The sequence below is a fragment of the Pseudomonas sp. 3HC3 genome, assembly GCF_044904505.1.
In the GTDB taxonomy this organism is placed as follows: domain Bacteria; phylum Pseudomonadota; class Gammaproteobacteria; order Pseudomonadales; family Pseudomonadaceae; genus Aquipseudomonas; species Aquipseudomonas putida_Y.
The window spans coordinates 61,880-74,608 of the sequence record NZ_JADDRH010000017.1 but is presented as its reverse complement, the minus strand read 5'-3'; the positions used below and the strand labels follow the sequence as shown (position 1 = coordinate 74,608).

12 protein-coding genes are annotated in these 12,729 nt (G+C 61.8%); 7 read left to right on the top strand and 5 right to left on the bottom strand.

Going from position 1 to position 12,729, the window contains the following annotated elements:
- Positions 1-91 precede the first annotated feature (91 nt).
- The 5 genes from INQ47_RS19870 (at position 92) to INQ47_RS19850 (ending at position 5,683) form a co-directional block, all read left to right on the top strand.
- Complete coding sequence (locus INQ47_RS19870) at positions 92-577, top strand: hypothetical protein (RefSeq protein ID WP_129932305.1); 486 nt, start codon at positions 92-94, stop codon at positions 575-577.
- A 68-nt stretch (positions 578-645) separates the two neighbouring features.
- Positions 646-1,137 (top strand): CS1 type fimbrial major subunit, encoded by a 492-nt coding sequence (locus tag INQ47_RS19865; protein ID WP_252458984.1) that lies wholly within the window; start codon positions 646-648, stop codon positions 1,135-1,137.
- Positions 1,138-1,211: 74 nt separating this feature from the next.
- Entirely contained in the window at positions 1,212-3,680 is a 2,469-nt protein-coding gene (locus INQ47_RS19860) for a CS1-pili formation C-terminal domain-containing protein (protein ID WP_404702403.1), read from the top strand.
- A 78-nt stretch (positions 3,681-3,758) separates the two neighbouring features.
- Positions 3,759-4,508: a molecular chaperone gene (locus INQ47_RS19855; protein WP_404702402.1), complete on the top strand. Its 750-nt coding sequence runs from the start codon at positions 3,759-3,761 to the stop codon at positions 4,506-4,508.
- A gap of 11 nt (positions 4,509-4,519) precedes the next feature.
- Entirely contained in the window at positions 4,520-5,683 is a 1,164-nt protein-coding gene (locus INQ47_RS19850) for a hypothetical protein (RefSeq protein WP_404702401.1), read from the top strand.
- Positions 5,684-5,754: 71 nt separating this feature from the next.
- Here the strand turns inward: INQ47_RS19850 and INQ47_RS19845 are convergent, their stop codons facing one another.
- The gene (locus INQ47_RS19845) at positions 5,755-5,907 is read right to left on the bottom strand and encodes a DUF3309 family protein (protein WP_003252624.1); all 153 of its coding nucleotides are present in this window, start codon (positions 5,905-5,907) and stop codon (positions 5,755-5,757) included.
- Positions 5,908-6,113: 206 nt separating this feature from the next.
- Here INQ47_RS19845 and INQ47_RS19840 point away from each other — a divergent pair, with 206 nt between their 5' ends.
- On the top strand, positions 6,114-6,923 hold the full coding sequence (locus INQ47_RS19840) for an SDR family oxidoreductase (RefSeq protein ID WP_404702400.1): 810 nt from the start codon (positions 6,114-6,116) through the stop codon (positions 6,921-6,923).
- A gap of 120 nt (positions 6,924-7,043) precedes the next feature.
- Complete coding sequence (gene csrA, locus INQ47_RS19835; protein WP_176685033.1) at positions 7,044-7,223, top strand: carbon storage regulator CsrA; 180 nt, start codon at positions 7,044-7,046, stop codon at positions 7,221-7,223.
- Between the two features lie 14 nt (positions 7,224-7,237).
- Here csrA and INQ47_RS19830 read toward each other — a convergent pair whose 3' ends face one another.
- The 4 genes from INQ47_RS19830 to INQ47_RS19815 all read right to left on the bottom strand — a co-directional run bounded on the left by INQ47_RS19830 (position 7,238) and on the right by INQ47_RS19815 (position 12,436).
- On the bottom strand, positions 7,238-7,465 hold the full coding sequence (locus INQ47_RS19830) for a YheU family protein (protein ID WP_004575803.1): 228 nt from the start codon (positions 7,463-7,465) through the stop codon (positions 7,238-7,240).
- An 83-nt stretch (positions 7,466-7,548) separates the two neighbouring features.
- On the bottom strand, positions 7,549-8,733 hold the full coding sequence (locus INQ47_RS19825) for an osmoprotectant NAGGN system M42 family peptidase (protein WP_021782458.1): 1,185 nt from the start codon (positions 8,731-8,733) through the stop codon (positions 7,549-7,551).
- A 166-nt stretch (positions 8,734-8,899) separates the two neighbouring features.
- Complete coding sequence (gene ngg, locus INQ47_RS19820) at positions 8,900-10,645, bottom strand: N-acetylglutaminylglutamine synthetase (RefSeq protein WP_404702399.1); 1,746 nt, start codon at positions 10,643-10,645, stop codon at positions 8,900-8,902.
- A gap of 3 nt (positions 10,646-10,648) precedes the next feature.
- Complete coding sequence (locus tag INQ47_RS19815; protein ID WP_404702398.1) at positions 10,649-12,436, bottom strand: N-acetylglutaminylglutamine amidotransferase; 1,788 nt, start codon at positions 12,434-12,436, stop codon at positions 10,649-10,651.
- Between the last annotated feature and the right edge of the window lie 293 nt (positions 12,437-12,729).

The following is a 12,729-nucleotide window of genomic DNA, read 5'->3' as shown; positions in this document are numbered from 1 at the left end:
AAACAGCCTACATACAGAGTGAGGCTCTGCCCATAAAGTTCCCTCATGTCGTAAGTGCTCTATAGATGCCGGCACATTTGGGGAATATTCAATGAAGTTACGCTGTTTGATCACCTTCGCTCTCCTTGGCGTGGCGGGCGCTGCTGGGGCAAAGGAAATACCGCAGGACATCAGTGTCCAGGCTGTCGTGTCGGTACCTGAATTTCAGGTGAACTCGGTTGGCAATTGGTGGGAAGACGTACTTCACGCTGAATATGACCCGGACAGGGGGGTCTTCAAGCAAATTGAAAAAGAAGTGTTTGTAAAAAGTTCCTACGGCCCGATTTACGCGAAAACAGATCGTTCGGAGTATCGGTTTACACGGGTAAATGGCGGAGAAGCGCCCCGTCGATACCACATCATGTTGAATCGCATAAGAATGGGCACGGCGCCGGTTGAAATCGTCAGTGCTGCTGAAGCCGCTCAGGGGAAAACCATTCAGTTCAGGTTCTATCCGATGGGGGAATCGGCGTCGACTCGCGTGCCCGGCACCTATGTCACGCAAGCCACCTTGATGTTTGAAACAGGGGCGCCCTGATTCGCAATTTCATTCGGGTGCCCCAGGGTCCCCGCTATTTGATGTGCAACCGTTAAAGGAAGTTTGATGTGAAATCCTATGTATTGGCTGTCCCGTTCCTTGCATTGTTTGCCGGTGCCGCTGTCGCGTCCGCCCCTGAGCCGATCACCCAGAGTATTTCAGTGACGGCGGTCATTCCCGGGAATGATTTTTCAGTGACCCCTGTAGGGGGCTGGCTGGAGAAAGGCGTGACGCTTGAATATGAGCCGGAGCGCGAAGACTTCAAGGCGGTCAGTGAAAGGTTCTCGGCGCAGAGTGATGTCGGCGCTATTCAGGCCCACCTGCTGCACACAGCATCGCTGCAAGACCAGCAAACCGACAAGAAGATTGATCTTATCATCACTGTTGGGGATAAAAAGATGGAGTTGACGCCCACGGAGGTCATGAACGCAGAAGATGCTAAAGCCGGCAAAGAACTTCCCATTACGTTTAATGCCATAAAGCCCGAAAATGGTTATGTGAAGGGTGATTATACCGGGACAGTGAGCGTGTTGTTTGAAACTTCCTCCACCAGCCTTTGACTGAAGCAGTGCCGCCTGCCTCAACTTACTGGATGTTTACCAGTGTAGGGGTAGGTGTTGAAGTGGATTGAATCATGTTCCAGTTTGCTGCATCCGGCAGGGCAGTTGCTGTCTGGCTGCTGGGTGCTGCCTGCCTTTTGCCCTTCGAAGTGTCGGCCGAGCGCGCGTCCGGTGCCATTGACCTGAATACATTCGGGCGTTTGCCAGAAGACTTCGAGGCGCATTTTTTCGATGTGCCACTTGCCGTGCGGGTGGAGCTGGATCAACGCTACCTTGGTGATGCCATGGTGGTACTGAGCCGTGATAACCGTGTGCAGTTGCTGGCATTTACCGACACTGAGCAGAGCGCAGAGCCGGCCACACTCAGGCAGTTATGGCAACAGCGCCTGGAGGGCGGGCGCATGCTGGGCGACTGCCTGCAAAACTGCCCGGACGGGTTGCAGGCTATCCATTACAGCCTGGCCAATTCCCAGTTGTCATTGCTGACCTCCAATGCCGAGAAGCTGGAGCAGGACACGCTCTTCCACCGCCTCCCGGAGCAGAGCGACGCTGGGTTGCTGCTGCGTAACCAGCTCAACCTGGTCAATGATGGCAATCAGACCACGGGCAGAATCGGCCTGCTCGGTCAGGGCAATCTGCATAACTGGACGACGCTTGCCGATGCACGCGTGGATCGTAGCCCATCTGAGCAAGGCGATATGCGTTACCGCATGAACCAGCTTTACGCAGAGAGCATGCACGAAGCGCATTTCTTTCGGCTGGGTTACTTCTCTACTGGCGCAGAAGGCCTCGTGCGCCAGCCAACCCTCCTGGGGCGTCGCCCTGATAGCACGCTTGGCTTGATGCTGGGCAGCAGTGACAGCCTGCTGGTCGACAATGGCCAAGCCAGCGCCATCCCGGTCTACGTCACGCCGAACCGCCCGGGTATCGTCGAAATCTATCGCAATGGTTCGCTGATCAACAGTCAGCCGGTACAGCCCGGTTTACAGGCGCTCGACACGCGGGTATTGCCCGGCGGCATCTATGATGTGGAGCTGCGTTTGCTCGAAGACGGCCTGGAGACCTCGCGCAGCGAAGTGTCCATCTACAAGCCCAGCCGGTGGCAGAACATGGATAACCGCTGGCGCTACAACCTTTATCTGGGCCAGCAGGTCGAGCTGCTGAGCAACGGGGATGGCGATCGTGAACAGAGCCCGGTGTTCGGTGCCCTTTCCAACTACCTGATGCATCCTGCTGCAGTACTGGGGCTATCACTGCAACAAGTTGATGCTGACCTGCAGTTGGGAACCTCGCTGGACTGGGACGTGCATGAACGGTTCAAGCTTTACGCCAGCCTCAATCAGACCCAGGGCCTGGGCAACGGCGGCGATCTGCAGTTGACCTACACCCATCCTTGGGGCTCGTTGTTGCTGAGCCACAACCAGACCTGGCTGGAGCCTGGCAGTAGCGGTCGCGACGATACTTCACAGCGCCAGGTGCGCAGCCGCACCGCCTTTTCGATCAACCAGCGGATAACCGCGCGCAGTTCAGCGACGCTGCGCCTGGAACACAGTGCGGGCTCGGCAAGCGGCCTGGGTGCCGACCTGAGCTGGGCGTTCTACGGGAAACTGCGGGGGCATCAGAGCAGTGTTCGCCTGTCACTTTTCGACAGGCCTGGAACGCGCAGCAGCGCCGGTGTCCGCAGCCGCGGCGTCAACGTTGCTGTAAGCATGAAGCTCGAGCGCGATGGCAGGCAGCTTGGGGTCGATGTGGGTAGCCGCGCCTCGCGTGAGGGGGGCAATGACCCCTACGCTTCGCTGTGGTATCGGCAGAACGTCGACCTGGGCCCCGTGCACAGCCTGGGGGGCAGCGCGACGCTCGACGGCTATGGCACCAGCCTGGCGGCCAATGGGCGGTTCCACAGCCAGGCGCTGCAGGGCGATGCCTATGCCCAGAGTTCCTCTTTCAACAATAACCTCAGCGGTGGCCTCAACCTGGAAAGCACCCTGGCGTTGGGCGACGGGAAGCTGGCCATGGGTGGCAGCAGCCTGCCGTTCGAAGCCGGCCTGATCATCGATGTCGAAAGCGATCTGCACGGTGTGAAGCTGCGCGCCAACGATGGCCAGGGCATGAGTGCAGTGCTGCACCCCGGGCGCAATATCGTGCCGGTGACGGCGTTCAAGTCTGGTCATGTGCGCTTCGACTTCGACACGAAGGACGTGCCGCCGGCACAGATCCAACCCCTCGCTGTCGACTATCACCTCAACCGCGGTGGGGTGGGGTACCACTCAGTGAAGGTCATGCGAACGGTGACTGTATTTGGCCGGTTGCTCGACGGGCAAGGCCAGCCACTGCACGGCGCGCATGTGGTCAATGACGCCGGGCGCACGGTTGTCGAGGTGGATGGCTATTTCAACGTGGAAATGAGTGAGTCACGGCCCACCTTGGAAATTCGCCATGGCACGGCAGGCAACTGCCTTCTGACATTACCGCCGGACAACTTTGATCGCGAGGATGACTTGCTGATCGTGGGTGATCAGCGGTGTGTGCCCAGTGTGGGCTGAGCCGGCATTCGGCATGACGCTGTAGAGGGCCCGATTCCCGGGTCGATGGATTCGATATTGAGTAAACAGAGGTTGAAGATGCACAGGTTCACATTTCACTTGTCACCCTTGTTGTTCGTAGCGCTGATGCTGCCGTGGTTTGCCCAGGCCGGGCCACAGCTGGATGTCGGCGCGCTCTATGACTACCTCGAACCAGGCAAGGGCACCTATGCCAAACGCATCTACAACCGGGGAGACAGTACTGCGTTCGTCAAGGTCAGCGTGCTGGAGCTGGTCTACGACGGCCAGGCCGAACCCCGTGAGGTGGACGTCGATGAGCTGCCCTTCGACCAGCGCAGCGTTGTTGCCAGCCCAGCACGGATGATCATCCCGGCACGTGGCATGCAGGCCGTACGGCTGCTGTATCGCGGTGAACGAGACCAGGAGCGTTACTACCGGTTGCGTTTCATCCCGGTAGTACCGGAACGGGATGACAGCTTCGCGCTGGATGAAACGGAGCTTGAGTCTTACCGCAAAGAACTCAGTGCAGGTGTGCAGTTTCTGGCTGGCTACGGCACCATTTTGATTACCAAACCTGCTGCCACGCGGTATCAGACCTCGATCGAGCGAGTGGGTGGGAAATGGACCGTGCGCAACGAGGGCAATGCGACGGTGCTGCTCGACAACGTCCAGGTCTGTGTGCTGAACGAGGAAGAGTGTGAGCCTCCGGCCAAGCACCATCTTCGCCCCGGGCGTAAGCGTGAGTTCGTCGAGAAGCCTGGTGTTGAATATCGCTTCGAACGGGTGGAAGGCGATGCACGCAAAGCCATGAGCTTCAAGGCAGAGTGAGAGGTAGGGGCATGTTTCGCAAGTGTGCAATGCTGGTACTGCTGTCTGGCGTGTTGGGTTCGTCGTGGGCGCAAGCGGCCGATATTACGCTCAAGCTGCGTTACCGCGGCGAGACCCGGCAGTTTGAAAACCTGACGCCCCGGTCGTCCCCTGTCTGTACTCAGTTGCCGCAGCTTTGTGGCGATCCGCTGCAGGATCTGCTGGATGTGGGGGTCGAGTACTCGAAAACAGTCGATGGCGAAGGCGCCGATGGCTTCTACCTCTCGGCCCCTGTCCAGCCGACTACGCTACTGATGGTCCGTGACCAGACCGGTGAGCAAGTCAGCATGGACTTTGCCATTACCCACCTGGGCGGTGCGGTAACTTCGGACGATGGGGCGCCGACGCTTGCGGCGCGCACGGGCCTGGACTCGAGTGCTTGCCAGGTTGCGTTGGCCAGCGCGGCCCATCGCCTGTTTCTGTGGTCGCCAGCCAGCAACGGGTGCTGGGCCAACGTCAACGCGGCGAATGCGAGCACTTATCACGTGAGTCACCTTACGCTGGGCTACAGGCTGAAGACGCCTTTACCGGCGAGCTTGAAATCGGGCGTGTACCGAGGGCGCGTGGTCTATTCGATAGGGCCTGACAGGGATATAGGCCTGGGCTCGAGCCGAACGGTCTCAGGGCTCACGGCCGATTCAGTGGCGATCAACGTCGAACTGGAGGTGGTGCATGACCTTGAGGTGCGTTTTGAACCGGGTTCCGAGCAGGTGGCTCTGGTGGCCCGGCAGGCGCAGTGGCATGGGAGCCGAGGGCGGGGTGCGGCAGACAAGCTGGAAAAAGACGTCACCTTCAGCCTGACTGCCAGTGGGCCGTTCAACGTCTGGGCGCTGTGCAGCACGGGGCTGGATAGCACGTGCAATCTACGGTCGGCCAAAGGCCATGGTATACCGCTGTATCTGGCCATTACCTTGCCAGGTGTTTCCTACAATGGCCGTTCGCTCTATCGGCAGGCAATGTCCTTTGGCGGGGCTGAGAACGCCATGAGCCTGGAAGTTCCGCCAGAGGGTGTGACCGGCAGCCAAGGGCAGTTGCATTTTCATGTATACCCTCGCGGCCACACCCAGGAACAAGACATGCTGCCTGGTGTCGAGTATCACGCCGTCGTGACAATGGTGTTTGATGCGAACCTGTAGGACGGCAACCGGGTGTTGCGACCCGCTTGCCATTCCTCAGCTGGTTAGTTGAAGTGGCTATCCGCAGCGCGTCATATCATCCCAAGCAACAGTAGAACCAGCAGAATCACCAACACCACGCCGATTATGCCGGAAGGGCCATAGCCCCAACTGCGCGAGTGGGGGAAGACCGGTAAGCCACCGATCAGCAGCAGAATCAGGATGATGATAAGGATCGTGGTCATGTCAAAGTCCTTGCGTGATTAGGGGGCAAGAGCCTGAGAATGCTGGCCTCTCGATAATTCGGACCGGTGCGGGTTGGTAAAGATTCCATCCCCGTGCAGCCGTCTACCCAATCATGCCCGCCCATTCACTACCCTGATGAATCCTGCCGGATGGCGACGCCTTGATTAGACTCACCGGACTACTTGTCAGAACAAGGCCTGCGACCATGCAAAAACGCATCATGATCACCGGCGCCGGGTCTGGCCTCGGCCGCGAGATCGCCCTGCGCTGGGCGCGTGAGGGCTGGCGCCTGGCACTGGCCGATGTCAACGAAACCGGCCTGCGCGAAACACTGGAGCAGGTTCACCAGGCCGGTGGCGACGGCTTCGTCCAGCGCTGCGATGTGCGCGACTATAGCCAGCTGACGGCCCTTGCCCAGGCCTGCGAAGAGAAGTTCGGTGGGGTCGATGTGATCGTCAACAACGCCGGCATCGCTTCGGGCGGGTTCTTCGCCGAGCTGTCGCTGGAAGACTGGGACTGGCAGATCGCCGTCAATCTGATGGGCGTGGTCAAGGGTTGCAAGGCGTTCCTGCCGCTGCTGGAGCGCAGCAAGGGGCGCATTATCAACATCGCCTCGATGGCTGCACTGATGCAGGGCCCGGGCATGAGCAACTACAACGTGGCCAAGGCCGGCGTGCTGGCATTGTCGGAAAGCCTGCTGGTGGAGTTGCGCCAGATTGAGGTGGCGGTGCACGTGGTGTGTCCGTCGTTCTTCCAGACCAACCTGCTGGACTCGTTCCGCGGGCCGAACCCGGCGATGAAGGTACAGGTTGGCAAGCTGCTTGAAGGTTCGCCGATCAGTGCGGCGGACATTGCCGACTATATCCATCAGCAGGTCGCTGCAGGCGAGTTCCTCATCCTGCCCCATGAGGCAGGGCGCCAGGCCTGGCAACTGAAACGCCAGGCCCCTGAGCGGCTGTATGACGAGATGGCCGAAATGGCAGTGAAAATGCGGGCAAAAGCCCAGTCGCGATGATTGGTCTGTAGGAGAAGTTACTCAAAAGCGTAAGGTGCTTCTGAATCGCAGTGGAGCTATTGAGTAGCTGAATACCTACGAGGCAGGCTCCGGTTTTCCCTTTCGCAGGAGGATCGGAACATGCTGGTAATTGGGCGCGAAGTTGGGGAGGTCATCATGATTGGCGATGATATCCGGATCGTCGTGGTGGAGACCCGGGACGGCGTGGTGCGCTTTGGTGTGGATGCTCCGCGTGAGGTGCCGGTGCATCGAGCCGAAGTTCACAAGCGCATCAAGGCGTCCAAGCAGAGCAAGGCCTGAACAGGCCTGGCCGGCTATTCGAGCAGCTCGCGGGGCACATCATGCTTGGCCAGCAACTGGCACTGCTGGCTTTCCAGGTCGAACAGGATGAAAGCCTGGCCTTTGGCCAACGCCTGGCGTACCCGCAGCACGCGGGTTTCCAGCGGGGTGTCGTCGCCGTTGTCAGTGCCGTCGCGGGTGACGAAGTCCTCGATCAGGCGGGTCAGGGTTTCGGCTTGCAGTTGGTCGTAGGGGATCAGCATGGTCGGGTGGTGTCTGAAATAGGTATGGGCATGCTACGCGAAACATTCGAGGTGTTGGGGCCGCTTTGCAGCCCCAAGGGCGTTTAGCCTTTGTTTCCGACCAGGCTGTCCACCGCCGGTACCCGCGTGTCGCTTTCCATCTGCGCATCATGCTCCAGCTGGTGGCTGAAGCGCTCGAGCGATGCATTGGCCGGCTGCGAGTCGCTGGCAAACACTGGAGGGCTCAGCAGGTAGGCTGACAACAACCGGCTCAGCGCTGCCAGGCTGTCGATATGGGTGCGCTCGTAACCATGGGTGGCATCGCAACCAAAGGCCACCAGCGCGGTACGAATATCGTGCCCGGCGGTCACTGCCGAATGGGCATCGCTGAAGTAATAGCGAAACAGGTCGCGCCGCACCGGCAAGTCGTGGTCGCCGGCCAGTTTCAGCAGGTGCCGGGACAGGTGGTAGTCGTAAGGCCCCGACGAGTCCTGCATGGCCACACTGACCGCATGCTCGCTGGACGCCTGCCCAGGCGCCACCGGGGCGATGTCGATGCCGACGAACTCGCTGACGTCCCAGGGCAGGGCGCCGGCTGCACCCGAGCCGGTCTCCTCGGTGATGGTGAACAGCGGGTGGCAGTCGATCAGCGGCTGGCGGCCGCTTTCCACCACGGCCTTCAATGCTGCCAGCAATGCGGCTACGCCAGCCTTGTCGTCCAGGTGACGGGCGCTGATGTGGCCGCTTTCGGTGAACTCGGGCAAGGGGTCGAAGGCCACGAAATCGCCAATGCTCACGCCCAGTGCCTCACAGTCGGCGCGCGTGGCGCAGTAGGCATCCAGGCGTACTTCCACGTGGTCCCAGCTGATCGGCATCTGGTCGATGGCCGTGTTGAAGGCATGCCCGCTGGCCATCAGCGGCAGCACGCTACCACGGAATACCCCGGTATCGGTGAACACGCTAACCCGGCTGCCTTCGGCAAAACGGCTGGACCAGCAGCCGACGGGCGCCAGGGCCAGGCGGCCATTGTCCTGCAACTGGCGCACGCTGGCGCCGATGGTATCCAGGTGGGCAGAGACGGCGCGGTCGGGGGTGGCCTGCCGGCCTTTGAGGGTGGCGCGAATGGTGCCGCGGCGGGTCAGCTCGAAGGGGATGCCAAGTTCGTCAAGGCGTTCGGCCACGTAGCGCACGATGGTGTCGGTGAAGCCGGTGGGGCTGGGGATCGCGAGCATTTCCAGCAGCACGCGCTTGAGGTAGTCGAGATCGGGTTCGGGGTGTCGCTCGGACATATTGGGGGCTCCTTTACTCCTGTGTCGGCCTCTTCGCGGGTAAACCCGCTCCTACAGGTACAGTGCTGCCTTCGCGGGAAATCTGCTCCTACAGGTACAACGCAACCTTCAAGGGCGGTGATATCCCTGTGGGAGCGGGCTTGCCCGCGAAGAGGCCGGCACGGGTTTACGCCAAAGGCCGGCTATGGGGAAACAGCAGGTCGATAAAACGCTCGGCCGTGGGCTGTGGTTCATGGTTGGCCAGGCCAGCACGTTCGTTGGCCTCGATGATCACGTACTCCGGCTGCCCGGCATCACGCACCATGAAGTCCAGCCCCACCACCGGAATTTCCAGTGCGCGTGCCGCGCGCACGGCAGCATCGGCCAGCACCGGGTGCAGGCGTTCGGTGACGTCTTCCAGGGTGCCGCCGGTGTGCAGGTTGGCCGTACGTCGCACGGCCAAGCGCTGGCCGGCTGGCAACACGTCGTCATAACCAACGCCCGCTGCGCGCAAGGTGCGCTCGGTTTCGTCGTCCAGCGGAATGCGGCTCTCGCCACCGGTGGCGGCCTGGCGTCGACGGCTCTGGGCTTCGATCAACTGGCGCACGCTGTGTTTGCCGTCGCCCAGCACCTGCGCCGGGTGGCGGATGGCGGCGGCCACCACCTCGTACCCGATTACCACGATGCGCAGGTCGAACCCGGCATGGAAGCTTTCCAGCAGCACGCGGCTGTCGAATTGGCGGGCGTGCGCCACGGCGCGGGTGATGTCGTCGATGCAGGTCAGGTTCACCGCCACGCCCTGGCCTTGCTCGCCATCGACCGGCTTGACCACCACCGCGCCATGCTCGTCGAGAAACGCCAGGTTGTCATCGGCATTGCCCGCCAGTTGTTGCGCGGGCACCTGCAGCCCAGCGTTTTGCAGGGCGTGCTGGGTCAGGCGTTTGTCCTGGCACAGGGTCATGGTCACGGCACTGGTCAGGTCGCTGAGCGATTCCCGACAGCGAATGCGCCGCCCGCCCAGGCTGAGGGTGAACAGGCCGCCAGCGGCGTCATCCACCTGCACTTCGATGCCCCGGCGTAGCGCCTCGTCGACGATGATGCGAGCGTAGGGGTTGAGGTCGGCCTGCGGGCCAGGCCCGAGGAACAACTGCTCGTTGATACCGTTCTTGCGCTTGACTGCGAAGGTGGGCAAGTTGCGAAAACCCAGTTTCTGGTACAGGCGCTTGGCCTGGCGGTTGTCGTGCAGCACCGACAGGTCCAGGTAGGCCAGGCCACGGCTCATGAAGTGTTCGATCAGATGGCGCACCAGCACCTCGCCCACGCCCGGGCGGGTGCAGTGTGGGTCCACCGCCAGGCACCACAGGCTGCTGCCATGCTCGGGATCATCGAACGCCTTGGTGTGGTTCAGGCCCATGACGCTGCCGATCACCGAGCCGCTGTCTTCGTCCTCTGCCAGCCAGTACACCGGGCCACCCAAGTGGCGGGGGGTAAGCAGCTCGGCGTCGACGGGGAGCATCCCGCGCGCCTGGTACAGGGTGTTGATTGCCTGCCAGTCGGCGGGGTTCTGTGCCCGGCGCACGCGGAAGCCGCGAAATACCCGCTGCGCCGGGCGGTAGTCGGTGAACCACAGGCGCAGGGTGTCGGACGGGTCGAGGAACAGCTGCTGTGGGGCCTGGGCCAGCACCTGCTGCGGTGCGGCCACGTATAGGGCGATGTCACGTTCGCCCGGGTGCTCGTCGAGCAAATCCTCGGCCAGGGAAACCGGGTCGGGGTAGGTGTGGCCTATCAGCAGCCGGCCCCAGCCGCAGTGCACGGCACGCGGTTGGTCGTGGGGCTGGCTGCCGTCGCCGGCCAGGCGCGCTTGCAGGCGCTCGTAGGACGGCGCCTGGCCGCGCAGCAGGCGCTGACCATAAGCGATTTCATGGGCTTTCATCGGTCAGATTCCTTGTTCGCTCAACCACAGGTTAAGCGCCGCCAGTTGCCACAGCTTGGAACCGCGCAATGGCGTCAGTTGGCCGTGCGGGTTGCTTAGCAGGCGGTCGAGCATGGCCGGGTTGAACAACCCTCGGTCCTGGCTGGGGTCGGTCAACAGCTCGCGTACCCAGCCCAGGGTGGCACCTTCCAGATGCTTCAGGCCCGGTACCGGGAAGTAACCCTTCTTGCGGTCGATCACCTCATGCGGAATCACCCGTCGCGCCGCCTGCTTGAGCACCTGCTTGCCGCCGTCGGGCAGCTTGAAGCGTGCGGGAATGCGTGCCGACAGTTCCACCAGGCGGTAATCGAGGAACGGCGTGCGCGCCTCCAGGCCCCAGGCCATGGTCATGTTGTCCACCCGTTTGACCGGGTCGTCGACCAGCATCACGGTGCTGTCCAGGCGCAGGGCCTTGTCCACGGCAGCCGGTGCCCCGGGGCGCGCGAAGTGTTCGCGTACGAAGTCGCCGGCGGCATCGGTTTCCAGCAGCCAGGGGGCCTGCACGGTGTCGCGGTACTCGGCGTGGCTGCGGTCGAAGAACGCATCACGATAGGCAGCATAGGCATCGTCGGCGCCGTCCACCTGCGGGTACCAGTGGTAACCGGCAAATAGCTCGTCGGCACCCTGGCCGCTCTGTACGCCCTTGCAGTGCTTGGCCACTTCCCGCGACAGCAGGTAGAACGCGATGCAGTCGTGGCTGACCATCGGCTCGCTCATGGCGCGAAACGCGGCCGGTAACTGGTCGATGATCTCGTGTTCTGCAATGCGCAGTTGGTGGTGGCGGGTGCCGTAGTGCCTGGCGATCAGGTCGGAGTACTGGAACTCATCGCCGCGCTCGCCGCCGGCATCCTCGAAGCCGATGGAGAAGGTCGACAGGTCTTCCACCCCCACTTCGCGCAGCAGGCCGACCAGCAGGCTGGAATCGACCCCACCGGACAGCAATACGCCAACATCCACAGCAGCCCGTTGGCGGATGGCTACGGCGTCCCGGGTGGCGTCAAGCACGCGGGTGGTCCAGCCTTCCAGGTCCAGCTCACGCTCGTCGGCGTGAGGGCCGTAGTGCAGTTGCCACCAGACCTGGCGCTCCACTTCGCCATGCCGGTCGATGCGCATCCAGGTGCCAGGCTCCAGTTTCTGCACGTTGGCCAGCAGGGTGCGCGGTGCCGGTACCACGGCGTGGAAATTCAGGTAGTGGTTGAGTGCCACCGGGTCGAGCATCGGGTCGATGTCGCCGCCCTTGAGCAGTGCCGGCAGGGTCGAGGCAAAGCGCAGGCGCTCGCCGTTGCGCGACAGGTACAGGGGTTTGACGCCGAGGCGGTCGCGGGCCAGGAACAGGCGCTGGTTGTCGCGCTCCCAGATGGCCAGGGCAAACATGCCGTTGAGCTTGGGCAGTAGGGCTGCGCCCCAGGCGTGGTAGCCCTTGAGCAGCACCTCGGTGTCGCCGTCGGACCAGAAGCTGTAGCCCAGCGCCTGCAGTTCCTCGCGCAGTTCGGGGAAGTTGTAGATGGCACCGTTGAAGGCCAATGACAGGCCCAGGGTGTTGTCGACCATCGGCTGCGCCGAGCCGTCGGACAGGTCCATGATCTTCAGGCGCCGGTGGCCCAGGGCGATCGGGCCTTGGCTATGGAAGCCCCAGGCATCCGGGCCACGCGGGGCCAGGTGATGGGTAATGCGCTCTACCGCAGCCAGGTCGGCTGGGCGAGGGGCTTGGTCGATGGGGGTGAAACGTAATTCTCCTGCTAATCCGCACATAAGTCCTTACCGGTTTTTCCGTTGGGGAGGTGATGCCCCGGATTAGGGCACCTTAATGAACTGACCTGTTTGCTTTTTTAGAGTTTTAGAACAGTTTGTTATATAAGGTTGAGGTGGCAGGTTATTGCCTGGGATCTCGCAGTATTGCAGAAATCGAGCGCCGCGTGCGCGGCGCATCGCGAGCTGCGCTCGCTCCTACGTTTGTTTCGGGCCAGTAACGCCTGTGACAGGCGCGCGCGACCGCCTTGCTCGTACGACGCAATACAGAGTCATACACCAAAGCGTTCGCGCGC

Bases quoted from the DNA above. Each gene is read 5' to 3' on its own strand.
- INQ47_RS19825 (WP_021782458.1), bottom strand. From the start codon at position 8,733: ATGTCCGAGCGACACCCCGAACCCGATCTCGACTACCTCAAGCGCGTG.
- ngg (WP_404702399.1), bottom strand. From the start codon at position 10,645: ATGAAAGCCCATGAAATCGCTTATGGTCAGCGCCTGCTGCGCGGCCAG.
- INQ47_RS19860 (WP_404702403.1), top strand. From the start codon at position 1,212: ATGTTCCAGTTTGCTGCATCCGGCAGGGCAGTTGCTGTCTGGCTGCTG.
- INQ47_RS19830 (WP_004575803.1), bottom strand. From the start codon at position 7,465: ATGCTGATCCCCTACGACCAACTGCAAGCCGAAACCCTGACCCGCCTG.
- INQ47_RS19855 (WP_404702402.1), top strand. From the start codon at position 3,759: ATGCACAGGTTCACATTTCACTTGTCACCCTTGTTGTTCGTAGCGCTG.
- csrA (WP_176685033.1), top strand. From the start codon at position 7,044: ATGCTGGTAATTGGGCGCGAAGTTGGGGAGGTCATCATGATTGGCGAT.
- INQ47_RS19840 (WP_404702400.1), top strand. From the start codon at position 6,114: ATGCAAAAACGCATCATGATCACCGGCGCCGGGTCTGGCCTCGGCCGC.
- INQ47_RS19845 (WP_003252624.1), bottom strand. From the start codon at position 5,907: ATGACCACGATCCTTATCATCATCCTGATTCTGCTGCTGATCGGTGGC.
- INQ47_RS19850 (WP_404702401.1), top strand. From the start codon at position 4,520: ATGTTTCGCAAGTGTGCAATGCTGGTACTGCTGTCTGGCGTGTTGGGT.
- INQ47_RS19815 (WP_404702398.1), bottom strand. From the start codon at position 12,436: ATGTGCGGATTAGCAGGAGAATTACGTTTCACCCCCATCGACCAAGCC.
- INQ47_RS19870 (WP_129932305.1), top strand. From the start codon at position 92: ATGAAGTTACGCTGTTTGATCACCTTCGCTCTCCTTGGCGTGGCGGGC.